Below are 22,320 nucleotides of genomic sequence, written 5' to 3'. Positions count from 1 at the left end.
CTATGGGATCGCTACGGGACGACCACCTCGGTCGTCTCGGCGAACGTTCGCACCCGACTCTCGAGGTAGACGAACGCCGCCCGCTCGTCGAGCAGTCCCGCCTCGATCGCGTCCCCGAGGGCCTCCTTCATCGCGTGGGTCCATCCCCTGAGGTACGCCTCGCTCAGGCCCGCCTCGGGCCTGAGCGCGATGCAGGCCCCGCCCGCGGGAGAGCGGGAGTCGGCGGTCGGGATCGAAAAGGGCAGGACGAAGTAGGTCGTCTCCGATTCCTCGCGGACGACGACCGCCTCGTGAGCGCCGAAGTCGACGAACTCGAAGATCGCGCGCCACGAGAGGGCGGTTGCCACCGGCGTGGGCTCCCGTCCCGACGGCTCGCGACGCTCGGCGAGCGTGTAGGCACCGTTGTCCTGCCGTTCGGCGACGAGGGTTCTGCGGGCCACGGATGGCCCCCTCTGCCCCCCTCACTACGTATAAACCCTACGCGAAGCGCGGGCGAGAGCGCTTCGAGGAGGTCCCGCTCCGCGCCGAGCAGTCGGTCGGCGAGCAGGTCCGCGACGGCGGGCGCGAGCGTGACTCCCGTCCCGCTCATGCCGGTCGCGATGAAGTAGCCCTCGACCGCCGTCTCGCCCACGAGCGGGCGGCCGTCCGGCGTGACGGTCCTGAGCCCGACCCACTCGTCGATCACCTCTCCTTTCGCGAGCGCGGGGATCGCGCCGGCGAACTCCCGTGCTTCCTCGCGGAACGACTCGGGGACCGATCGGGGCTCGTCGGGATCGAGTCGCTCGCCCGCCGCGAAGTCGGTGACCAACCGGCCGACGTACGCCCCCTCGACGTGGCTCCGACAGTACAACCCGCGCTCGAACAGCGTGAACGGCTCCGGCGGGTTCGGACTCGACACCGAGAGGATCGGCCCGCGGGTGTGGCGAAGCGGGAACTCCAGCCCGACGAGCCGGTCGATCTCGGGCGCCCACGGACCGGCGGCGTTGACGACCGCGTCGGCCGTAACCGGTCCGTCGGTGGTCTCGACGTCGACCCGCTCGCCGGGGTCGATGCCCTCGACTTCGACGCCCGTCTCGATCCGCGCGCCGCCCTCGCGTGCGCGGGCCGAGAAGCGCTCGACGAGTTCGTCGGGCTCGAAGTACCCCTCCTCGGGCGTGTACAGCCCTCCGATCCCCACTTCGACCCCGAACTCCCCGAGTTCGTCCGGGTCGACGTACTCGGTCTCGATCCCGAACCCGGTCAGCGTGCGTGCCGCCCCGGGCAACCGCTCGGCGGCCGCCTCGGTCTCGGCGACGTAGAGCGATCCGATCCGCGTGTGCGTGAGGTCGTCGAGGTGGGGCTCGTAGCGTGCCCACGACAGGTCGCGCAGGCGCCGGTCGTACTCCCGTGGAGCGGGCTGCTGGCGGTGGATCATCGCCATCGAGGCCGCGGTCGTGCCCTCTCCCAGCGTGCCCCGTTCGAGCAGCGTCACCTCCGCCCGGTCCGAAAGCGCCGCTGCCAGCGCGGTTCCGACGACGCCCCCGCCGACGATCGCGACGTGCATACGTCCCCTCGCGCCGGTCGGACGATAAGGGTTCCCGTGGCGTTGATACTCCCGGGTCGCACACGTCGGGTATGAAGGGATTCGTGCTCGCGGGAACAGCCTCGGGCGTCGGCAAGACCGTCGCCACGCTCGCGGCCGTCCGCGCGCTATCGAACGCCGGCCACGCCGTCCAACCGGCGAAGGCCGGCCCCGACTTCATCGACCCGAGCCACCACGCCGCGGTCGCGGGCCGGGCCTCGCGCACGCTCGACCCGTGGCTCTGTGGCGAGGAGGGCACGAGACGGAACTACTACCGCGGCGAGGGCGACCTGTGCGTCGTCGAGGGGATGATGGGGCTGTACGACGGCGATACGAGCACCGCCCGGATCGCCGACCTGCTCGACCTGCCCGTCGTGCTCGTCTGTGACGCCAGCGCGGGCATGGAGAGCGTCGCCGCGACCGCGCTCGGCTTTCGCGAGTACGCCGCCCACGCCGGCCACGATATCGACGTGGCCGGGATCGTCGCCCAGCGCGCCCACGGCGGCCGCCACGAGCGGGGGATCCGCGAGGCGCTCCCCGACTCGCTTTCGTATCTCGGCCGGGTTCCGCCGCTGGATGGGTTGGAGATCCCCGAGCGCCACCTCGGACTCCACATGGGCGGGGAGTCGCCGATCGACCTCGCGGCGCTCGACGAGGCCGCAGACCACCTCGACGCGGAGGGCCTCGCCGCCCTCGCGCGCGCCCCGCCGCGACCCGATCCCGAAGAACCCCTCCCTGCTATCGGCAAACGGATCGCGGTCGCGCGCGATGCGGCCTTCTGTTTCCGGTATCCCGCGACGGTCGAACGCTTGCAGGAACGCGGCGAGGTCGCCACGTTCTCGCCCGTGCGCGGCGACCCGCTCCCCGACTGCGACGGCGTCTACCTCCCCGGCGGGTATCCCGAACTGCACGCCGCCGCGCTCGCCGACAGCCCCGCACTCGACACGCTCGCAACGCGGGCCAGCGAGGGACTGCCGGTCTTCGGCGAGTGTGGCGGGATGATGGCGCTTTCGGAGTCCCTCCGGACCGTCGACGGGGACACCTACGAGATGGCCGGCGTCCTGCCCGCCCGGATCGAGATGCACGAGCGGTATCGGGCGCTCGATCACGTCACGCTCCGGGCGCGCGAGGACACCCTCTCGGCGCGCGCGGGCGAGTCGATTCGGGGCCACGAGTTTCACTACTCGAGTGCCGACGTGGGCCCGGACGCCCGGTTCGCCTTCGACGTCGAGCGCGGGGACGGCATCGACGGCGAGCACGACGGGCTGAGCGAGTACGACGTGCTCGGCACCTACGCGCACGTCCACGCCGAGAGCGGCGCGTTCGATCGCCTTCTCGAGGCGCTCTGAGAGGGTTTATCCGCACGCCGGGACGAGGACGGGTATGGACGAGCGCCTCCCTGCCCACCCGGTCGAGCGCGAGGTCGGCATGGAGTTCTACGCCAGCAGTTCGGACGGGATCGACGGGCGGATCCGCGAGCGGGACGAGGACTTCCGGGTCCGCGAGATCGAGGACTTCGATACCCAACCGGTCGACGCCGACCCCGACGACTACCCGCACCTCGTGCTCCGGGCCACCCTCCGGGGCTGGGACACCAACGACTTCGCCCGTCGGCTCTCGGACGCGATGGGGGCCAGCCGCGAGCGCGTCTCGTGGGCCGGGACGAAGGACAAGCGGGCCGTGACCACGCAACTGTTCAGCGTGATGAAGGCCGACCCCGACGCGCTTCCCGAGATCCGCGACGCGGAGATCGAGGTCGTCGGGCGGGCCGGACGGTCGATCGAGTTCGGCGATCTGGCGGGCAACGCCTTCGAGATCCGGGTTCGGGACGCCGACCCCGGCGGAGTCGAGGCGATCACGGGGGAACTTCGTGAGTTCGGCGGCGCTTCCATCGGGGTTCCGAACTACTTCGGCCAGCAGCGCTTCGGCAGTCGGCGCCCGGTCACCCATCGGGTGGGGATCGCCGTCGCCCGCGGTGACTGGCGCGGGGCCGTCGTGGAGTACCTCGGGAACCCCCGCGACGCGGAACCCGATGACACGCGGGCGGCCCGGGGCTACGTGGACGATACCGGGGACTGGCAGGGCGCGCTCGAACGCTTCCCCCGGAAACTGGGTTTCGAGCGCTCGATGCTCCATCGGCTCGTCGAGGACGGGGCGCAGGACGAGGAGGACTTCCGGGCCGCGCTCGAAGCCGTTCCAACGAACCTCCAGCGGCTGTTCGTCAACGCCGCCCAATCGTACCTGTTCAACCGGATCGTGAGCGAGCGCCTCGACCGCGGCCTGCCGTTCGACCGCGCGGTCGCGGGCGACGTGGTCTGTTTCGCCGACGCCGACGCCCCCGAGGGTTTCACTCGACCCGACATGGGTCGAACCCAGCGCGTGACCGAAAAGCGCGTCGAGACGGTGAATCGCCACGGCGAGCGCGGGCGGGCGTTCGTCACCGCGCCGCTCGTCGGGACCGCCACCGAACTGGGCGAGGGCGAACCCGGCGAGATCGAGCGCGACGTGCTCTCTCGAGAGGGGATCGAGCCGGCGGATTTCGACCTGCCCGGCGAGTTCGGCTCGACCGGCACCCGGCGTGCGATCCTCGTGACGACCGACCTCGCGATCGGACGCGACCCGCTCACGTTCGACTTCTCCCTGCCCAGCGGCTCGTACGCCACCGTGCTGCTGCGGGAGTACCTGAAGTGCGATCCGCGCGACCTCGGCTGATCTTTATCGTCGGTGCGTGCCTACCGACGCGCATGGCAGTCTCAGTCGCCGGGCGGCGAATCGGCCGCCGCGAACTCCTCGGCGCGCTCGTCGCCGCCGTCCTGATCAACCTGATCGGGGCGCTCGGCGTGCCCTTCACGACCCCCGACAGCGCGTGGTTCCAGGCGCTCGAGAAACCGTGGTTCTACCCACCGGGCGCGGCGTTCGGGATCGTCTGGCCGGTCCTCTTCTCGCTGATGGGGATCGCCGCCTACCTCGTCTACCGGCGAGGACTCGGCGAGCGGGCGGTGACGGTCGCCCTCGGCCTGTTCGCCCTCCAGATGGCCCTCAACGTCGCGTGGTCGCCGGCCTTCTTCGCCGCCCGGGAACTCCTGCTCGCGCTCGGGATCATCGTCGTGCTCTGGGTCCTGATCGTCGCGACCATCGCCGCCTTCGCGCGGGTCGACCGTCGCGCGGCCGCCCTGCTCGTGCCCTATCTCGCGTGGGTCACCTTCGCCGCCGTCCTCAACTACTCGATCTGGGCGCTCAACTAGTCGTCCTTGATGCTGCCCCGGTCCGCCATCATCCGGGTGCCCCGCTCGATCCAGTTGCGCCGGTAGTAGACCGTTCCGACGAGCAGGTTCCGCCAGACGTAGTCGGCGACGATGGCGACGTAGGCGGCGACGACGCCGTATCCCAGCCTGAGGCCGACGACGTAGGAGACCCCGAGCAGGAAGATCAGCGTCCCCGAGAGCTTCGCCAGAAAGGGCGAGACCGTCTCGCTGCCGCCGCGAAGCGAGCCCGCGATGGTCACGTACAGCGCGATGAAGACGGCCGCGACCCCGTAGGCCCGCGCGAAGCCGACGGCGTACTCGAGCGTCGCGGGATCGCGCGTGAACGCGAGGACGAACCACTCCGCGCCGGCGACCAGGACGAGTCCGAGGCCGCCGACGGTCAGCGCCGCGAGCCCCGTCGCGGCCCAGCCGTCGAAGTAGGCCCTCTCGGGTTCGCCCTCGCCCAGCGACTGGCCGGCGAGGATGTTCGCGGCGGTGGCATATCCTCGAGAAAGCGGCGAGGCGACCTGCTGTTCCATCCGCCGGCCGATGTGGTAGGCGGCGTTGACCTCGGTACCGAAGGCCAGGAGGACGGCGTTGAACGGGAACTGGGCGACCACCTCGGTGAGCCCCTCGGCGACCCGCGGGGCGCTGATGACGACGAGCTGTCTGGCGATCGTGAGGTCAACGGGTCGAACGAGCGAGAGCTCCGCCCGCGGGCGGGCGATGACCACGACGAGCGCGAGCGCGGCGAGCGTATCCGAGACGGCGGTCGAGGCGGCGATTCCTATTACCGTGAGTTCGGGAAGCGGCCCGAGGCCGAACGCCAGACCCACCGTCCCGGCGATGTTGAGGACGTTCGCCGCGCCGTTGACGTACATCGGGGTGCGCGTGTCGCCGGTGCCCTGGATCGAGCGCGAGGCGATCAGCGTGACGTGGTAGGCGGGCGCACTCAGGAGGACGATCGCGAGGTACTGCCCGCCGATCCGGACGACCTCGCGGTCGGCCCCCAGCACCTCGATCGCTGCGTAGCTAAAGAGCAGGCCGAAGGCGAGGAACGGGAGGCCGGCGAGGACCCCGATGGTGAGCGCCCACGTGACCGCCTGGTCCCTGTTGGCGTCGGCGCCGCTTCCCGTGTCCTGGCTCGACAGCGCGATCGCGCCGTCGCCGACGCCCAGCCCGAGCCACAGCGGCAGTCGGGCGTAGACGTCCGCGAGGCCGACCGCGGCCACCGCCGCCGGCGAGAAGAAGCCCGCGACCACGACGTCGGTTGTGCGCATCAGCGTGCGCAGGGTCTGTTCGGCCATCATCGGCCACGACAGGCCGAGAACGCGCCGCCAGACCGACCACACACGCTCCCGGAGTCCGCCGTCCGGATACGCCTCGTCCACTCCCCAGGCCTACTCGGGGGTCCCGTTTGAATCTTCGTTACTCGAACAGTCTCTCCTCGCGGTCGATCCCGTCGATCCGCTCGCGCTCCTCGGGGGTGAGGTCGAGGGCCGCCGCTTCGAGGTTCGATTCGAGGTGCCCGCGGCTGCTGGCTTTCGGAATCGGGACGACGCCCTCGCTCGCGAGCCACGCGAGGCTCACCTGCGCCGGGGTCGCGTCGTGGATCTCGGCGACCTCCCCGACGACGGGGTCGTCGAACACCACCCCCTGTGCGAGCGGCGAGTACGCGACGAGCGCGTGGCCGTCGTCACGGGCGTACTCGAGGAGTTCCGGGCGGCGGTAGAAGGGGTGCATCTCGACCTGGTGGGCGGCGACCGGCGCGTCGAGGACCGCGCGGGCCTCGTCGAGTTGGGGAGGGGTGAAGTTGCTCAGGCCGACGTGGTCGATCAGTCCATCCTCTCTGAGCGAATCGAACGCCGGCAGCGTCGTCTCGGGGTCGTAGGCCTCGATCGGGCGGTGGACGTAGAGCAGGTCCACGGAACCGAGGCCCAGTCAGTCGAGGCTCTCCTCCGTACTCGTCCGAACGTCCGCGGGTGCGAGGCTGTCGGCCCAGACCTTCGTCGCCACCGTGAGTTCCTCGCGGGGGACGTCCGCACGGGCGATCCCCTCGCCGACCACGCCCTCGTTCTCGTAGATCTGTGCGGTGTCGATGTGTCTGTAGGCCATCTCGATCGCGCTGGCGATGGCGTCGGGGTCGTCGATCCCCATCGTTCCGAGGCCGATCGTCGGGAGGTCCATGCTCGGCTCTCGGGACTCCGCACCGAATGGCTGTCGGAAGCGGTCGGGTTTTATTCCGCCGCGGGGTAGGGGGGACGATGCGGTGTCGTCAGTGTCACTCGGAGATCGACAAGCCGGGCGATTACTGCCTGGTCTGTCGATCCGCGAACGCCGACGGCGTGGTCTGTGAGATCGCGCGCGACCGGGTCACGCTGACGATGCTTCTTGAGGACGAAATCCTCGGCGAGACGACGATCACGACCGTGCCCGAATCGGGCGACCCCGCGGAGGTGGTCGAGCGGCGGAACTTCGCGGGTCGGGTCGCCGACGAGATCCAGCGAAAGCGCCCCGAGGCGGTCTACGCCGCCGGGAATCGCGACGTCCTCCGGGAGATCCGCGGCCAACTCCACTACGACTTCTACCGGGTGACCGACGACGATCCCGTCGCGGCGGTGATCGAGCGTCGGAACGAACCCGCGCTCGCGACCGTCGAGACGCCCCCGGAGGAGAAGATCGGCGGCAGTCATTCCACCCTCATCGGGGGGCGAACCGGCGTGAAGGTGGTCCACCTCGTCGCGGGCCATCCCCACGTCAAGAAGGTGATCCCGGGGCCGATCGACGCCGGCGGGAGCGGGTCGCGCTCGGGCCTGCGCGCGAAGGCGACCCGCGCGGGCGAGAACGGCAACGTCCGACTCCTCCTGCGGGACGGATCGAGCGTGCAGGAAAACAGGGTAGTGACGACCGCCCCCGACCGCGAGACCGGCGAGCGGGTCCGGGCGGACCTCAACGCGCTGTTGGACGAGGGAGGCTACGGGGTGGGTTGAATGGGTTGGACGGTTCCGTTGGCGTTCTGCCGCAGCGATATTCGTGGGAAAGTCCGCGGAGCAAGATACGAATTTCCTATGGGTGTTCCTATCGGGTACAAGCAATGATCATCGAGGCGTACTGAATGGAGGGCGCGTATCTCGCATGGCTAGAGAGTTGTAGTCCCGTTTCCTGTGAGATCGATTCGGCTCCTACATGTTGGACAAGTGACAATTGATCGCCAGCATAGCGCACTGGAGCACGACATTGGATACAGTGCTGGGTCCCTCGTCTAGCGTTCGCGATTTCGGAGGAACGACTCTCGACGTTCAAACTCTTCTTCGTCGATTTCGCCACGGGCATACAGTTCTCGCAGAATCTCGATAGCGTCTTGCTCATCACCAGACGCTATCCAGTCCGCCCGTTCGAGCATCGGAATGAAGAAGACGATCACGAACGCGGCTATGACGAACGCAAAGAGGAGTGCACCAAGGACCGGTCCGATGAGATCAATCCACTCCAGCCACCAGTCGCTGTCCGTTTGTATCGCCACCTTTTGTAGCGCAACTGTAAGGTGTTTCATACTTGTGCCATACCGACTAATTGATAATAAGTGTGAATCCTGATTAAGTATCAGGAAGTGGACGACCGACGTTCTGTTCGTCTTATATTGACCGATCCGCGCTCACCGAGTTGAAGGAAATTCCGTGCAACATTCGCAGGTCTCCTGAACGGCTGATTCAGTAGCTACTGAAACGGGAAACAACCGAAACTGCCGTGCTGAACCCATCCGCTGCATGCAGCACTCCGATTATAACTAGAAAAATACACATTCTCGACTCATACTGAATACAGGGACAATTGGAGCAAGTGGTGACTGCCACGTTAGCACCACAATCGAGGTACGTCGCCACCATCAGGGTGAGCTGGGGTGCGGGCGGAGGACACGCCACTCGATCCTCCCGAGGATCTCAACTGTAGAGACGCCTGTCTCCCCCCACGGTAGAAACGCTAAGCTCCTCGCCCTCCTACATAGCCTATGACTGCGGGAATCGACAACATCAAGTTCCTGGCCACGTCGGCCCACCGCGTCGGCGTTCTCGAAACGTTGCGCGACGGACCGACCGACCGTCGAGAGCTGTGCGAGGCCACCGGCGCCTCCTCACCGACCGTCGGACGGGTGCTCACCGACTTCGAGGAGCGTAAGTGGCTCGTCAGAGACGGCCCCGCGTACGGGTTGACCCCCCTCGGCGAGTACGTCGCCGACCGGTTCCTGGCTCTCCGGGACGCGATGGAGGTCGAGGAGAAGCTTCGCGACGTTTGGCAGTGGTTGCCGGTCGAGATGCCGGGGTTCTCCGTCGACCTCTTCGCTGACGCGGTGGTCTCCTATCCCGGGCCAGGGTACCCCTACGAGCCCGTCGAGCGTCTCGGCCAGCTCATCGGGTCGACCTCGTCGTTGCGCGGGTTCGACAACATCGTCTACAAGTCGAGCAACCTCGAGACGGCCTGCGGCGCAGTCCTCGAGGGAATGAGGTTCGAATACGTGTTCACGCCCGAGGCTCTGGAGGGGATGTTCGCCTGGAACCCGGACCGGATCATGGAGGTCACCGCCTGCGAGAACGCGACCGTCCTCGTCCACGATCACCTCCCCGACGGCGACCGCTGCGGCCTCGGAATCGTGGACGACCGGGCCGGCATCTGCTGCCACGACGCCGAGACCGGGGCGCTCGTGGCGGTCATCGACACGGACGCCCCGGAGGCCCTCGACTGGGCCATCTCGGTCTTCGAGCAGGTTCGCGCAGAGGCGGCCCCGGTAGACCCCACCGCCTTCGAGTCCCGCGTGCCGTCGTAACGCCACTGGCGACGACCGCCGCCATCAGGACTGGCAACCCGGTCAGTCGAGAGCGTCTGACGTAGCAGACACCCGGCCTATCCGGGATTTCAGGGCGTGAAATCCTGCACGCGCCATCATCACGTCCCTCCGGCGCGTACACTTACTGAGGAACAAATACATGATCGAACGACACGACACCGTCATTATCGGTGGCGGCCAGGCCGGACTGGCGACCGGGTACTACCTGCAGCAGCACGACCAGGACTTCGTCATCCTCGACGCGAGCGACCGCGTCGGCGACGCATGGCGGGCCCGCTGGGACTCCCTCCGGGTGTTCACACCCGCCCGTTACTCGAGCCTGCCGGGGATGGACTTTCCGGGCACACCGTACGCCTTCCCCACGAAGGACGAGGTGGCCGACTACCTGGAGACCTACGCCCAGCGGTTCGACCTGCCCGTCGAACTCGGCGTCCGCGTGGACGGGCTGGAACGGAGCGGCGACGGCTTCCTCGTCACCGCGGGCGACCGGCGGATCGAGGCGGACAACGTCGTGGTGGCGATGGCGAGCTACCAGGTCCCGAAGGTCCCGGATTTCGCGGCGGAGCTCTCCGACGACGTCGTCCAGCTGCACGCGAGCGACTACCGCAACCCCGATCAACTCCAGAACGGGGGCGTGCTCGTCGTCGGGGCGGGTAACTCGGGAGCAGAGATCGCCCTCGACGTCGCCGGCGCGAAGCGCCGGCTGCAAGCGAGACGCGGAGCGTCCCGCCCTGTTCACGGCGCCGAAGGTGCCGTGAGCCAGAGGTCCCGGAGGGACCTCGCTGTCGCCGACGGACACGAAACGTGGCTGTCGGGCCGGGACGTCGGCCACGTGCCGTTCCACATCGACTCGTGGATCGGCCGTCACCTCGGGGTCCCGTTCGTGATGCGCGTGCTCTTCCACCGGATCTTCACGACGGAGACGCCAATCGGGCGCCGTATCCGCCCGAAGGTGCTCTCACAGGGCGGCCCGCTGGTGCGCACGAAGCCGAGTGACCTGGCCGCGGCCGGCGTCGAGCGGGTGCCTCGCACGACCGGCGTCCGCGACGGTCGCCCCGTCGTCGGGAACGACGACGTTCTCGATGTCGAGAACGTCATCTGGTGCACTGGCTTCCGCCCCGACTTCTCGTGGATAGACCTCCCGATCTTCGACGGGAAGGAACAGCCCAAGGAACCCGTCCACGTGCGCGGCGTCGTCCCGGACGAGCCGGGGCTGTACTTTGTCGGCCTGTTCTTCCTGTACGCGATGACGTCGGGGCTGTTCACCGGCGTTGGCAGGGATGCAGAGTACGTCGTCGACCACCTGACGTCGACGGCGCGCCAGCAGCAGCCTCGTCCGAACTATACCGGATCAGTGGACGGACTCCCACAGCAATCGTAGTCGAGTTCGGCGTCGGCCCCGAGTCTGAGAACGGCTAGTCTCGCAAACGTCGCCATCTCACACGGTCTAACTCATCCTAACTTGGAGCCGGATCATCCGCGGTGAGCGATACACCCTCTATAATCGGTATGCCACTCTTCACAAACCCTGAATAGCTCGCAACTTGACCTCGATAGGGTACTTGTATCCGCTCACCGCGAGCGATCGAAGGGCGCGAACCGAGTTTTGGTGGCTCGCAGGGCGCTTTGCGTCCTCGCTGGTAAAAGCTCCGGTTCAACAGGCTTATGTGGGCCCTGCGGGTAGCTACTGGCACTATGGCTAAGAGAAAATCGGGACGCGTCGGCAGCGCGGGGCGCTTCGGCGCGCGCTACGGCCGCGTCGCGCGCCGACGGGTCGCGGACATCGAACACGACATGCACGATTCGCACGCCTGCCCCGAGTGCGGTGCGGACAACGTCTCCCGGGCCGGCACCGGGATCTGGCAGTGTGGGACGTGTGACTACGAGTTCGCGGGCGGCACCTACCGCCCCGCGACGCCCGCCGGACGCACCGTCTCGCGCTCGATCCGCGCCGCCCTCTCCGACAGCGACGAATGAGCTACAAGTGTTCGCGGTGCAAACGCGACGTCGAACTCGACGAGTACGGCGGCGTCCGCTGTCCGTACTGCGGCCATCGCGTGCTCCTCAAGGAGCGCAGCCGCGACGTCAAAGAAGTCGACGTCGAGTGACCGTTCACGACGCTTATATCCGCTTCGAGTACCCCGACCAGCGCCGTGCCCGCCTCGTCGAGCGCTCGATCCGGCCCGAACTCGACGACCTCGCGGACGAGCGCTCGTCCGCGGCGGTCTCGCGCGACGGGGCGACCCTCTCGGTTCGGATCGGAGCCGAGGACCTCGTCGCCCTGCGTGCGGCGACGAACACGTGGCTGACGCTCCTTGAGGTCGCAGAACGGGCCGCGGACGCCGGCGACCGGGTCGATTCGTAGGGACTATTGGGATCACCCGTGTAGCTCGCCGTCCAGCAGGAACTCCCGGAGGTCGTCGGTGACCGTCCGCGGGTTGGTCGCCAACCGGCGCTCCTGAACGAGGGTGTTCTCGACGATGGTATCGATGTCCGATCGCGACACGCCGACCTCCGCGAAGGACCCCGGCAGTCCGATCGAGTCCCGGAGGCGCTCACACTCCGCGACGAGCGCCCCGGAGGGTGTGTTCGAAGCGCCGTCGCCGCCGCCGCCGAGTTCGTGGGCGACGACGCTGTACTCGTCGTGGCGCACCGGCAGGTTGTAGGTCAGCCCCGCGCGGATGGCGGCGGCGAGACACTCGCCGTGGGGTCGGCCGGTCATGCCGCCGAGCGTGCTCGCCAACGCGTGGACCGCGCCCAGACCGGAGGCGGAGAAGGCCGTTCCGGCGAGATGCGAGCCGAGGCTCATCGCCCGCCGGGCGTCGCGGTCGTCGCCGTCGAAGACGGCCCGTTCGAGCGAGCCGTGGACGAGCACGAGCGCCCGCCGGGCGAGACACCGGGAGACGGGGTTGGCACCCTGGTAAGTGATGGGTCGCTCTTCGACCCAGCGATACTCGCGTGCGAGCAGCGACTCCATCGCGTGAACGAAGGCGTCGAACCCCGACCGGGCGGTCACGTTCCTGGGTAATCCGAAGGTGAGTTCCGGGTCGACGAGGGCCACGTCGGGGCGGAGGTGTTCGTCGCTGGCGCCGCGCTTGACGCCGTCGTGGCTGACGACCGCCGTCTGCGTCGCCTGCGATCCGGTGCCGCTCGTCGTCGGCACGGCGACGAGCGGGGCGATCGGGCCGGGAACGCGGTCGACGCCGACGTACTCCGAGGGGTGACCGCCGTGGGCGAGCAGGACCGCCGCGAGTTTCGCGGTGTCGAGACACGAGCCGCCGCCGATTGCGACGACGCCGTCGACCTCCTCGGTCGGCAGATCGTCGACGTCGTCGGTCGAGGGCTCCCTCGACGCGTAGTAGGTCGCCGGCGTCACGTCGACGGCGTCTACCGCGATGTCGAGGAGGCCGGCCTCCTCGACGCCCCGATCGGTCACGAACAGCGGATCGGAAACGCCGTATCGATCGAGGACGGCCCCCAGCTCGGTTACGACGCCGTCGCCGAAGCGAGTATCCGGCGTCGCGAACCGGAGCGGGGTCGCTCCTGGCGCGTCGCGTAGTTCGTGCATGGACGCGAATGAGTCGGGCGATCGAAAAGCGTACCGCCGTGAACCCCGCGATGGGATTCGGTACCGTCGCCATTCGGGAGACGTGCTGGAGGTGACGCGAGTCGTTTCAGGTCGGAAATCGCCGAGATCACGGCCGGGAAATCGGCGTGATCGACGGGAGCGATGGTCGTGATCGCGGAGGTAGCGGTCCGTGTAGTGAGCGCGAGAACGGAACGCGGCGTGCGGGCCCGTCCCCTCTATGGGAGTTTCTAGCACGTCCGCGGGTCAAAGCGGGGGTTTTTCAGTCCGGATCGCCTCGATCGGGGTATGCAGGGCAACCTACCGCCGGAAGCTCAGGAGAAACTCGAACAGCTACAGGACCTTCAGGAGACCGCCCAGCAGGTCGCCGTCCAGAAGAACCAGGCCGAGTCCACCCTTAACGAGACCCGAAGCGCCCTCGAAACCCTCGAAGACGTCGACGAGGACACCACGATGTACCGCGAGGCCGGCGAGCTCCTGATCGAGACCGACCACGCGACCGCCGAGGACGAACTCGGCGAGAAGGTCGACAGCCTCGAAGTCCGCCTCGAGACGCTGAAGAAACAGGAAGAACGCGTTCAGACGCAGTTCGAGGAGCTCCAAGGGGAGCTCCAGCAGATGCTCGGCGGCGCGGGCGGCGGCCCGGCCGGCCCGGGTGCGGGTCCGAGCCCCGGTCCCGGCGGCGCGTAGATGGAGCCCACGGACGAGGAGGTCGTCCAAACCGCCGCGGAAGCCGCCGAGGGACTCGTCTTCTCGCGGTACCGTCGCTCAGAAGTCGACGACCTGGACGTAACCGTCAGCTTCGAGGACGGCGTCCTGGAGGTCGACATCTACCTCAACGTCGATGACTCCGAGGCCGAGCGGGTCGCCGAGGACGCCGTCCGAGCGGCCGAGTCGGCCGTCGACGACCTGTTCGCCGAAACAGGGTGAGTCACTCGCAGATCGACCGGAAGTTCTCGAAGACCTCCTCGCCCTCCTCGGTGTGTGCGACCTCGGGGTGCCACTGGACGCCGTAGAGGTCCCTCCCCTGGTGGCTCATCGCCTCGATCCCGCAGATGTCGCTTCTCCCGGTCAGCGAAAACCCCTCGGGGAGCTCCTTCACCTCGTCGCCGTGGCTCGCCCAGACGCGGGTCTCGGGCGCGAGCGAGCCGACGAGGGGGTCCGACTCGTCGACGATCTCGACGGTGACGTCGGCGTATCCTCCATAGTCGCCGCTTCCAACGGAGCCCCCGAACTCGTCGGCGATCACCTGCATTCCCAGGCAGATCCCCAGAACGGGGATCCCCAGGTCGAGGTACTCGTCGCACCGGCCCGCGCGGTCGATGTCGGGACCGCCCGAGAGGACCAGCCCGTCGGCGTCGATCTCCCCGGGAGGCGTCTCGTTGTCGATCGTCTCGGTGTCGATGCCCATGTCGCGCAGCGCGCGCCCCTCGAGGTGGGTGAACTGGCCGTGGTTGTCGACCACGTCGATTCTCATTACCGTCCCTACCGGATCGGGGGGCAAAAGGGGCGCGGATCACCGCTCGTAGCGCTCGCTCGCGGGTTCGAATCCCAGTTCGTCGAGTTCGCGGCTCCGCCGTCCTTCCGATTCGGCGAGCGCCTCGGCGCTCGGGGACACGTCGTCGTCGATTCGCGCCCACGACTCGTGGATCTTCGCGTGACACCACCGACAGAGGACGACGGTGATCTCGTGGGACGGCTCCTCGCCGTCGCCCGGGTACGAGAGGTGGTGTTCCTCGAGCAGCGGGCGCTCGCCCGTGTGGGCCATCCGCAGCTCTTCGAGCCCGCACCGGCGACACTCCCGGTCGGTCGCCCGCGAGCGAAAGTGCGGGCAGTCGCTCCAGTCGTTACCCTCCTCGCTCACGAGACACTCGTACCCGGCGAGACGGCGCTCGCGGGCGAACGCGGGATCGCGCTCGCCGTGTTCGATGGCGTAGCGACACCGCCCGTCGTCGGTGAGGTGGTCGCAGCGCTCGACGTGCTCGTAGGGGTCGTCGACGCCGACCGGGGTGCCTCGGGGGGTGCGCTCCATCTACGTGCGGGCGATCCGGTCGTGGGTTCGTCCGCTGGCGCCGATCCACACGAACCCGGAACCCATCGGATGCCGTTCCATGTACCCGTCTTGGAACGACCGTGTCAAAAGCGTTCCGCGCGGGCCACAAGGCTCATGCCGATGGTTTTCCGATTCCAGGTGTGCGACTCGTTCATCGGGACCTCGACATCGTCATCGCGGGCGACGTCAAGGTCGCAGACTCGTTTCTCGCCCGCGCACGCGGGCTGATGTTCCGCCGGTCGGTCCCGGAGGACTACGCGCTGGTCTTCGAGTTCGGAAAGCCGGTCACCCGGTCGTTGCACATGCTGTTCGTCCCGTTCCCGATCGACGCGGTCTGGCTCGTCGGCGGCGAGGTCACCCACACCGCGCGCCTCGACGCCTGGACGGGCTTCGGACGGGGGTGGGCCGACACGATCCTCGAACTCCCGGCGGGCGCGGCCGAGGGGATCCGGGTCGGCGACCGGATCGCCCTCGATCCGGTCGGGTGAGGCGGCCCGCGGTATCTGTCGGGACCAGCAGGTTGATATACCGTCTCGCCCTCGGTGGGGACACAATGGAGAGCAACCCTCACCATTCGGTTACGGAGGATAGAGGAAGTCGGGGCGACCCGGCTGGATGCGAAATTCTCCCCCGAAACTAACCCCTTTCACTCCCTCGGATCGATCGACTCGGTCGACCTTCTCGATACGACGCTTCGCGACGGCGAGCAAGCGCCGGGTATCTCGCTCTCACCCGAAGAAAAGGCCGAGATCGCCCGCGCGCTCGACGCCGCTTCGGTCCCCTATATCGAGGCCGGCAGCGCCTGCACCGGCGAGGGCGAACGCCGGACCATTTCGCGGGTGACCGACCTCGGACTCGACGCCACGGTGACCAGCTTCGCCCGCGGCGTGCGCGGCGACGTCGACCTCGCGCTGGACTGTGGCGTCGACGGCGTCAACCTCGTCGTCCCGTCGAGCGACCGCCACATCGAGGGCAAGATCGGCACCACCCGCGAGGGGGTCCTCGAGCGAACGCTCGAGCTGGTCGACTATGCGAAAGACCACGGCCTCTGGGTCGAGGTGATCGGCGAGGACGGCTCGCGGGCCGATCTCGAGTACCTGGTCGAACTGCTCGGGAGCGCGCTCGATGCCGGTGCCGACAGGGTCTGTTACGCCGACACCGTCGGCCACGCGGGGCCGGGAGAGGCCTTCGAGGCCGCCTCGAAACTCACCCAGTTAGGCCCGACGAGCACGCACACCCACGACGACCTTGGACTGGGGATGGCGAACGCGCTGGCGAGCGTCGCGGCCGGCGCGGATCTGGTCCACGCCACCGTCAACGGCGTCGGCGAGCGCGCGGGCAACGTCGCCCTCGAGGAGGTGGCGATCGCGCTCGATCACTCCTACGGGGTCGAGACGGTCGACACCACCCGGCTGTACGATCTGGCGGGGCTCGTCTCGCGCTACACGGGCGTCCCGCTCCCCCCGAACAAGGCCGTGGTCGGCGAGAACGCCTTCGCCCACGAGAGCGGCATCCATACGGATGGGACCCTGAAGGACGAGCGGATGTACGAGTCCTACTCCCCGGAGAAGGTGGGCCGCGAGCGCAGACTCGTCCTCGGGAAGCACACGGGGCGGGCGGGTGCGCGCGCGGCGCTCGAGGAACACGACGTCGAGGTGAGCGAAGACCTCCTCCAAGAGGTCGTCTCGCGGGTCAAACGACTCGCGGATCGGGGCAAGCGCGTCACCGACGCCGACCTGCTGGCGATCGCCGAGGACGTCCGCGGGGACGAACGCGACCGGCGGGTCGAACTGCTCGACCTCACCGCGGCGAGCGGCGGCGCGACGCCGACCGCGAGCGTCCGCCTCCGGGTCGACAGTGCGGTGTTCAGCACCGCAGACGGTTCGAGCGGTCGAAGGCCGCGAGAATACGAGGAGCGCGTCGCGAGCGGGCTGGGTAGCGGCCCCGTCGACGCGGCGGTCTCGGCGGTCAGACAGGCGCTCGGGTCGGCGGCGGACGCCCAACTCGACTCCTATCACGTCGACGCGATCACCGGCGGAACCGATGCCGTGGTGACCGTCGAGGTCACGATGTCCCGCGGGGATCGCACCGTGACGGTCGCACGCAGCGACGCCGACATCACGCGCGCGAGCGTGGTCGCGATGGTCGACGCGCTGGATCGCCTGCTCGTCGGCCGGACGCCGACGCCGCCCGCGGACGACTAGTCGTCGATCCGCCGGAGTTCGATCTCGCCCGTCGCGTAGACGGTGATCCGGTGGGCGTCCAGCGGGAACTGGACGACCCCGTCGTCGCGGTCGGTGCGGTGGCGGACGGGCCTGAACAGGCCGTCGAGACAGTCCGGATCGATCACGTCCGCGAGTACCCGCGAGGAGGGGCCATCGACGTCGCCGACCTCCTCGATGGCCTCGATGACGGTCGTGCTGAGTGCGCGTCGACCGTCGAAGTCGTGCGTCGTCCGGTAGACTCGCGGCTCGTCCGCGGTCGCTACGGCGCCGTCCTCCGAACCGTCGTCGTCCGTCATACCCGCTCGGACCTCGCCGACCTGCGCATGATCTATCCGCTCATTGTCGCCCATATATAAATATATTATCTCTTTGTATCTAGGCGGGCGGGACCGTTCACGCGCGATAGACGGCCCGTACGTTGGTTTCAGGAACTATTCGGATGGATCTCATATCGTATCGTGCATATCACCGGTGAGACGTCCGGCGAGGATCCGCCGAACAGGGTGTCACGCTCGTCCCGAGCGAGTTGATCGACGACCGGGGTCGGTCCTCGGAACTGAGGGTCGGCGAATCGCCGTCCCGAATCGGGCGCGGGTTCGATCGGGTTCGCGTTCGACGCCGTCCCCGCCGCGAGCGCGATGGCGGCGGCTTCTCGGGGGTGGTTCGCGGGAGAAACGCCGAGGGAGAGATTTGAACTCTCGAGTCCGTGAGGACAGCAGATTTCGAATCTGCCGCCTTGGCCGGGCTAGGCTACCTCGGCTCGCTTCGGAATACTCCCGACAGTATTTTAGTTGTTTCGCTTTCATTAGTGCTACAGAGTGACACACCCGACGCGTGCGGAACTCATCCGACGGCCGAGACGTCCTCGACGATCCCGAGCGCGTCCAGCGCCAGGTGATCCGTCACCAGCGTCGCGGCCCGGTCGTAGGGCGAGGCCCGCTCGGCGGTGTCGGGTCGCTCGCGCCGCGCGCCCTCGAAGACCCGATCGAGGAACGCCTCCCGCGCCGTTCGGTTCTCGAAGAGTCCGTGGAGGTAGGTCCCCAGCACCCCGTCGGTCGCGGCCCCCTCGCCCTCGAACGGTCGCTCCGTGGGGCCGGTGAGTCGGCTCTCGCCCATGTGGATCTCGTAGCCCGAGACCCGACCGCGTGCGCCCGCGAGCGGGCCGACCCCGCGAAGGTCGCGCTCGACGCGCTCGACGCGTTTCTCGGGCGAGAAGCGCGTCTCGACCGGCAGGAGTCCGAACCCCTCGATCACCCCTTCGTCGCCGGTCCCCTCGATCGCGGCGTTCGTGATCCGCTCGCCGAGCATCTGATACCCCCCGCAGAGGCCGACGATCGGCCCCGAGAAGTCGTCGAGACGGTCGCCGAAATCCGCCCCGTGGAGTTCGAGCAGGTCGTCGACGGTGTTCTTCGTCCCCGGCAACACGACCGCGTCCGCGCCGTCGAGCACCGACTCGGGCGGGCCGTAGACGACGCCGACGCCGGGTTCGCGCGCCAGCGGTTCGAGGTCGGTGAAGTTCGAGATCCGCGAGAGGCGGGGGACCGCGATCCGCACTCCCTCCGAGTCGCCGTAGACGGCCGTCTCGCCCACCGCCGGGAGGGAGACGCTGTCCTCGGTGGGGAGGCCGGGGTCGTCGTAGGGGAGCACCCCGAGGACGGGAACGTCCGTTCGTTCCTCGATCTCCGCGATCCCCGGCTTCAGGAGCGATCGGTCCCCACGAAACTTCGTGATGGCGGCCCCGACCACCCGTTCGCGGCAGTCCTCGGGCATGAGTTCGAGGGTGCCGTAGAGGCTCGCGAACGCCCCGCCGCGCTCGATGTCACAGAGCAGGAGGATCTCCGCGTCTCGCGGGCCGGCCGCTCGGCCGTCCGGTCGCCCCCCCGGCGCGACCCGATCGGCGAAGCGGACGGTCTCGACGTTCGCGAGGTCGCGGTCCGCGAGGTTGATCTCCGCGATCGAGCCCGCCCCCTCGGCGACGATCACGTCGTATTCGGCGGCGAGGCGCGCGTGGGCCTCGCGGGCGGCCTCGCGGGCGCGCTCCCACCCGTCCTCGTAGTACTCGCCCGCGGCGACGTTTCCCACCGCCTCGCCGTCGATCACCAGTTGGCTCTCGCCGTCGCCGCGCGGTTTCAGGAGCACGGGGTTCACGTCCGTGGTCGCCTCGATCCGGGCGGCCCGCGCCTGGACGTACTGGGAGACGCCGATCTCGCCGGCCTCGGTGGGCTCGGTCGCCCGCGGGACCGCGCGCGCGTTGTTCGACATGTTCTGGGCCTTGAAGGGGGCGACCCGGATCCCGCGGTCGGAAAGCGCACGACACAGCCCCGCCGCGACCGTGCTCTTGCCGACGTGGCTCGCGGTGCCGGCCACGAGCAGGGTGCGGGCCATCAGTACTCGGTGCCCTTGCGGGCGCGCTGGCCCGCCTCGAACTGGTGTTTCTCCTTTCTCACGTTGGTGATCAGATCCGCGCCGTCGTAGAGGTACTCCGGTCGCTCGTGACCCCCCGTCAGGACGAGTTCGAGGGCCGCGGGCTTGTCCTCGATCAACTCCACGAGCGCCTCGCGCTCGACCAGTCCCCTGTTGGCGGCGTAGACGACCTCGTCGAGGAGCAGCATGTGCATCCCCTCCTCGGGCGGAGCGTCGAGGTCGAGCGGTTTCGAGAGGTCCGCCGCGCGCGCCGCCTCGACCAGTTCCCCGGCGCGCTCGAACCCGGCCTCGGCCTCCGCGGCGTGATCGGTATCCTCGCTGCCGTCGCGCATGCCGTGCCAGCCGTAGTGGCCCGCGTTCTCGTAGGTGAATCCGGGCATCGCGGCGATCGCGTTGTACTCGCCGCGGACGTCCTCGACGCTGGAGGCGCCGCCCTTCATGAACTGGAGCATGTGGACGCGGAATCCGTGACCCGCGGCGCGGAATCCCATCCCCATCGCCGCCGTCGTCTTCCCCTTGCCGTCGCCCCACCAGAGTTGGACGCGCCCGAACTCGTCGGGCGCGCTCGGTTCGATCTCGCGGGCGTCGGGCGTCCGTCCCTTTCCGGGCGTGTTCTCGAGGGGATCGCTCATACCCGCCCGTTATCGCGGACCCACTTCGCCGGTTCGGTCCGTGCGCTCGGGTTCGATCGCGGAGACCGATGCGCGCTCGGTCGTCTTGATCCCGTACTCGGCCTCCGAAAGGGAAGGCATCTCCCGCTCGGCGTACCGCGAGTCGAGGCTCGCACGCACCGCCTCACGGACGCAGGCGCGGGTCGCGGCCCCGACGGGGGTGGCGCTCCCGGTGAACTCGACCGGCTCGCCGTCGGGATCGCAGGCGGCGATGATCGCGTCGGTTGTCGTTCCCGGGACGCCCGCTTTCGCGAGCAGCGTCGCGGCCTTCGCCTCCGCGGCCACGGCAAGCAGGTTCGCGAGCGCGCCGTCCCCACAGGCACGGGTCGTTCCGACGACGAGGTTGACCGTGCCGACACCCCCCTCGGCGGGGACGCTCGACTCCCCCGAGGGCGCCATCGGCAGCGCCGCCGGGTTCGAGACGCCCGCGGTGGCGATCGCCTCCACGGGACCGTAGCGCGCGGCGCGTGCGTGATCGAGGTCGACGCCGGTCAGGAGCGCCGGCCCCGAGCGGTCGAACCCCGCCCGTTCGCGCCGGGCGGCGACGTAGCCCGCGAGGTCGGTCTCGTTCCAGCTCTCGGGCACCGAGACGTTGTACGCCACGGCCCCCTCGGAGGGGCCGCCGTCCCAGCCGGTGCTGAGCCAGCGAGTCCCTCCGCGTTCGACCCGCAGGACGCCCTCGCGTCGCCGCGTCTCAAACATCCAGAAGCGCGTCGAGCAGCCGGTCGTTCTCCTCGGGTCGCCGTATCGCGACCCTGACGTGCGAGTCGAGCCCCCGGAACGTCCGGGCGTCCCTGACGGTCAGGTCGTCGAGTTCGACGCGGTCGATCACCCGATCGACCGGACGCTCGCCCACGTCGAGCAGGAGGAACGGGGCCTCCGACGGGGCGATCCCGTACTCGCCTTCGAGGGCCGCGACCATCCGCTCGCGTTCGGTACGCACCCGCCGGCGGGTCTCCTCGACGAACTCGCGTTGACCCATGCAGTGGGCGCCGACCGCCGCCGCCGGCGTCCCGAGACACCACGGGATCCGGCCGCCTTCGAGGCGGTCCCTGGATTCGTCGGACGCGACCAGAAAGCCCGCCCGGAGGCCCGGAAGACCGAAGAGCTTGGTGAGCGAGCGGGCGACGATCGTCCCGCGCTGGCCCGTCATCGAGGGTCGGTCGGTGAACCCGAGAAACGCCTCGTCGACGAGCAGCACGGTCCCCGTCTCCCGACAGCGCGCGAGGAAGTCGAGCAGGTCGCCCGAGTCGTAGACCGTCCCGGTGGGGTTGTTCGGGTTGCAGACGATCGCCATCGCGTGGCCGGTCGGGTCGCTCCCGCAGATCTCGTCGTGGGGGACGAACTCGACGGTCCCGCCCTGGAGCTCGACCTCGCGGGCGTACTCGCCGAAACTCGGGGCCGGGACGAGCACCGAGTCCCCGCAGGAAACGGTCGTCTCGATCGCCAGCCGGATCCCCGCGAGGCCGCCGGGCGTGGGGACGATCTCCTCGGGCGGACAGCCGACGTAATTGCCCGCGGCGGCCCGGTACTCCGGGTAGTCGTCGTCCGGGTAGCGTTTCGACTGGGCGAGCGCCCCCTCGTAGACACCGGCGACCCCCGGCGGCGTCCGCGGGTTGACGTTCGCGCTGAAGTCCGTGATTCCCGGATCGGTACACCCCCCGTGTGGTACTCGATCGATTCCCTCTGCGGATTTCGGGTTCATGTACCCC

The 22,320-nt window shown here is 68.8% G+C and carries 24 protein-coding genes, 1 tRNA gene and 2 pseudogenes; 13 read left to right on the top strand and 14 right to left on the bottom strand.

Annotated features, from left to right (window positions below; all coding sequences use genetic code 11):
• Positions 1-11: 11 nt before the first annotated feature.
• Together QRT08_RS18790 and QRT08_RS06840 are read right to left on the bottom strand one after the other, a co-directional pair.
• Positions 12-440, bottom strand: coding sequence for a DUF6735 family protein (locus QRT08_RS18790; RefSeq protein WP_369684821.1), 429 nt, complete (start codon positions 438-440; stop codon positions 12-14).
• Between the two features lie 104 nt (positions 441-544).
• Positions 545-1,543 (bottom strand): annotated as a pseudogene (locus QRT08_RS06840) (NAD(P)/FAD-dependent oxidoreductase); the annotation flags it as partial.
• Positions 1,544-1,614: 71 nt separating this feature from the next.
• Between QRT08_RS06840 and QRT08_RS06835 the strand changes: the two are divergent.
• The 3 genes from QRT08_RS06835 to QRT08_RS06825 are packed head-to-tail and all read left to right on the top strand — an operon-like array spanning position 1,615 to position 4,806.
• The gene (locus QRT08_RS06835; protein ID WP_286045185.1) at positions 1,615-2,910 is read left to right on the top strand and encodes a cobyrinic acid a,c-diamide synthase; all 1,296 of its coding nucleotides are present in this window, start codon (positions 1,615-1,617) and stop codon (positions 2,908-2,910) included.
• Between the two features lie 34 nt (positions 2,911-2,944).
• Positions 2,945-4,273, top strand: a complete 1,329-nt coding sequence (gene truD, locus QRT08_RS06830; RefSeq protein ID WP_286045184.1) for a tRNA pseudouridine(13) synthase TruD — start codon at positions 2,945-2,947, stop codon at positions 4,271-4,273.
• A gap of 32 nt (positions 4,274-4,305) precedes the next feature.
• Complete coding sequence (locus QRT08_RS06825; RefSeq protein WP_286045183.1) at positions 4,306-4,806, top strand: TspO/MBR family protein; 501 nt, start codon at positions 4,306-4,308, stop codon at positions 4,804-4,806.
• On the opposite strand, the gene QRT08_RS06820 is transcribed toward QRT08_RS06825, so the two are convergent.
• On the bottom strand, positions 4,803-6,113 hold the full coding sequence (locus QRT08_RS06820) for an MATE family efflux transporter (RefSeq protein ID WP_303650258.1): 1,311 nt from the start codon (positions 6,111-6,113) through the stop codon (positions 4,803-4,805). The genes QRT08_RS06825 and QRT08_RS06820 overlap by 4 nt on opposite strands.
• Positions 6,114-6,234: 121 nt before the next feature.
• Positions 6,235-6,993: pseudogene (locus tag QRT08_RS06815) on the bottom strand (aldo/keto reductase).
• A gap of 77 nt (positions 6,994-7,070) precedes the next feature.
• On the opposite strand from QRT08_RS06815, the gene QRT08_RS06810 reads away from it, so the two are divergent.
• Positions 7,071-7,796 (top strand): DUF2103 domain-containing protein, encoded by a 726-nt coding sequence (locus tag QRT08_RS06810; protein WP_286045181.1) that lies wholly within the window; start codon positions 7,071-7,073, stop codon positions 7,794-7,796.
• A gap of 272 nt (positions 7,797-8,068) precedes the next feature.
• On the opposite strand, the gene QRT08_RS06805 is transcribed toward QRT08_RS06810, so the two are convergent.
• Positions 8,069-8,359, bottom strand: a complete 291-nt coding sequence (locus tag QRT08_RS06805) for an SHOCT domain-containing protein (RefSeq protein ID WP_286045180.1) — start codon at positions 8,357-8,359, stop codon at positions 8,069-8,071.
• A 456-nt stretch (positions 8,360-8,815) separates the two neighbouring features.
• Between QRT08_RS06805 and QRT08_RS06800 the strand changes: the two genes are divergently transcribed.
• The 5 genes from QRT08_RS06800 (at position 8,816) to QRT08_RS06780 (ending at position 12,014) form a co-directional block, all read left to right on the top strand.
• Complete coding sequence (locus QRT08_RS06800) at positions 8,816-9,628, top strand: helix-turn-helix transcriptional regulator (protein ID WP_286045179.1); 813 nt, start codon at positions 8,816-8,818, stop codon at positions 9,626-9,628.
• A 160-nt stretch (positions 9,629-9,788) separates the two neighbouring features.
• On the top strand, positions 9,789-11,030 hold the full coding sequence (locus QRT08_RS06795) for a flavin-containing monooxygenase (protein WP_286045178.1): 1,242 nt from the start codon (positions 9,789-9,791) through the stop codon (positions 11,028-11,030).
• Positions 11,031-11,344: 314 nt separating this feature from the next.
• Positions 11,345-11,626 carry a 50S ribosomal protein L37ae gene (locus tag QRT08_RS06790; RefSeq protein ID WP_286045177.1) on the top strand — a complete coding sequence of 94 codons (282 nt, stop codon included), beginning with the start codon at positions 11,345-11,347 and terminating at the stop codon, positions 11,624-11,626.
• Entirely contained in the window at positions 11,623-11,757 is a 135-nt protein-coding gene (locus tag QRT08_RS06785; RefSeq protein WP_066378269.1) for a DNA-directed RNA polymerase subunit P, read from the top strand. Before QRT08_RS06790 ends, QRT08_RS06785 begins: the two co-directional genes overlap by 4 nt.
• The gene (locus QRT08_RS06780; RefSeq protein WP_286045176.1) at positions 11,754-12,014 is read left to right on the top strand and encodes a KEOPS complex subunit Pcc1; all 261 of its coding nucleotides are present in this window, start codon (positions 11,754-11,756) and stop codon (positions 12,012-12,014) included. Before QRT08_RS06785 ends, QRT08_RS06780 begins: the two co-directional genes overlap by 4 nt.
• A gap of 12 nt (positions 12,015-12,026) precedes the next feature.
• Here QRT08_RS06780 and QRT08_RS06775 read toward each other — a convergent pair whose 3' ends face one another.
• Positions 12,027-13,217: an iron-containing alcohol dehydrogenase gene (locus tag QRT08_RS06775; RefSeq protein ID WP_286045175.1), complete on the bottom strand. Its 1,191-nt coding sequence runs from the start codon at positions 13,215-13,217 to the stop codon at positions 12,027-12,029.
• 306 nt (positions 13,218-13,523) lie between these two features.
• Here QRT08_RS06775 and QRT08_RS06770 point away from each other — a divergent pair, with 306 nt between their 5' ends.
• Complete coding sequence (locus QRT08_RS06770; RefSeq protein WP_286045174.1) at positions 13,524-13,925, top strand: prefoldin subunit beta; 402 nt, start codon at positions 13,524-13,526, stop codon at positions 13,923-13,925.
• On the top strand, positions 13,926-14,165 hold the full coding sequence (locus tag QRT08_RS06765) for a DUF3194 domain-containing protein (RefSeq protein WP_286045173.1): 240 nt from the start codon (positions 13,926-13,928) through the stop codon (positions 14,163-14,165). It begins immediately after the preceding gene.
• A 1-nt stretch (position 14,166) separates the two neighbouring features.
• Here QRT08_RS06765 and QRT08_RS06760 read toward each other — a convergent pair whose 3' ends face one another.
• Together QRT08_RS06760 and QRT08_RS06755 are read right to left on the bottom strand one after the other, a co-directional pair.
• Positions 14,167-14,712 carry a GMP synthase subunit A gene (locus QRT08_RS06760; protein ID WP_286045172.1) on the bottom strand — a complete coding sequence of 182 codons (546 nt, stop codon included), beginning with the start codon at positions 14,710-14,712 and terminating at the stop codon, positions 14,167-14,169.
• Between the two features lie 39 nt (positions 14,713-14,751).
• Positions 14,752-15,267 carry a DUF7097 family protein gene (locus QRT08_RS06755; protein ID WP_286045171.1) on the bottom strand — a complete coding sequence of 172 codons (516 nt, stop codon included), beginning with the start codon at positions 15,265-15,267 and terminating at the stop codon, positions 14,752-14,754.
• Positions 15,268-15,428: 161 nt separating this feature from the next.
• Here QRT08_RS06755 and QRT08_RS06750 point away from each other — a divergent pair, with 161 nt between their 5' ends.
• The gene (locus tag QRT08_RS06750; RefSeq protein WP_286045170.1) at positions 15,429-15,776 is read left to right on the top strand and encodes a DUF192 domain-containing protein; all 348 of its coding nucleotides are present in this window, start codon (positions 15,429-15,431) and stop codon (positions 15,774-15,776) included.
• Between the two features lie 174 nt (positions 15,777-15,950).
• On the top strand, positions 15,951-17,492 hold the full coding sequence (locus QRT08_RS06745; RefSeq protein ID WP_286045662.1) for a (R)-citramalate synthase: 1,542 nt from the start codon (positions 15,951-15,953) through the stop codon (positions 17,490-17,492).
• Here QRT08_RS06745 and QRT08_RS06740 read toward each other — a convergent pair.
• The 6 genes from QRT08_RS06740 to QRT08_RS06715 form a co-directional block, all read right to left on the bottom strand.
• Positions 17,489-17,809 (bottom strand): HalOD1 output domain-containing protein, encoded by a 321-nt coding sequence (locus tag QRT08_RS06740; RefSeq protein ID WP_286045169.1) that lies wholly within the window; start codon positions 17,807-17,809, stop codon positions 17,489-17,491. The two genes, QRT08_RS06745 and QRT08_RS06740, sit on opposite strands and share 4 nt — an antisense overlap.
• 379 nt (positions 17,810-18,188) lie before the next feature.
• Positions 18,189-18,273 (bottom strand) — tRNA-Ser (locus tag QRT08_RS06735).
• 83 nt (positions 18,274-18,356) lie between these two features.
• On the bottom strand, positions 18,357-19,898 hold the full coding sequence (locus tag QRT08_RS06730) for a cobyric acid synthase (protein ID WP_286045168.1): 1,542 nt from the start codon (positions 19,896-19,898) through the stop codon (positions 18,357-18,359).
• Positions 19,898-20,569, bottom strand: a complete 672-nt coding sequence (locus QRT08_RS06725; RefSeq protein ID WP_286045167.1) for a cob(I)yrinic acid a,c-diamide adenosyltransferase — start codon at positions 20,567-20,569, stop codon at positions 19,898-19,900. The genes QRT08_RS06730 and QRT08_RS06725 overlap by 1 nt, the downstream gene beginning before the upstream one ends.
• 9 nt (positions 20,570-20,578) lie before the next feature.
• Positions 20,579-21,310, bottom strand: coding sequence for an adenosylcobinamide amidohydrolase (locus QRT08_RS06720; RefSeq protein ID WP_286045166.1), 732 nt, complete (start codon positions 21,308-21,310; stop codon positions 20,579-20,581).
• Positions 21,303-22,313, bottom strand: coding sequence for a threonine-phosphate decarboxylase (locus QRT08_RS06715; RefSeq protein ID WP_286045165.1), 1,011 nt, complete (start codon positions 22,311-22,313; stop codon positions 21,303-21,305). Before QRT08_RS06715 ends, QRT08_RS06720 begins: the two co-directional genes overlap by 8 nt.
• Between the last annotated feature and the right edge of the window lie 7 nt (positions 22,314-22,320).

Source organism: Halalkalicoccus sp. NIPERK01 (assembly GCF_030287405.1).
GTDB lineage: Archaea > Halobacteriota > Halobacteria > Halobacteriales > Halalkalicoccaceae > Halalkalicoccus.
The sequence above is the reverse complement of the archived record's forward strand: the minus strand, read 5'-3'. Positions and strand labels throughout refer to the sequence as shown.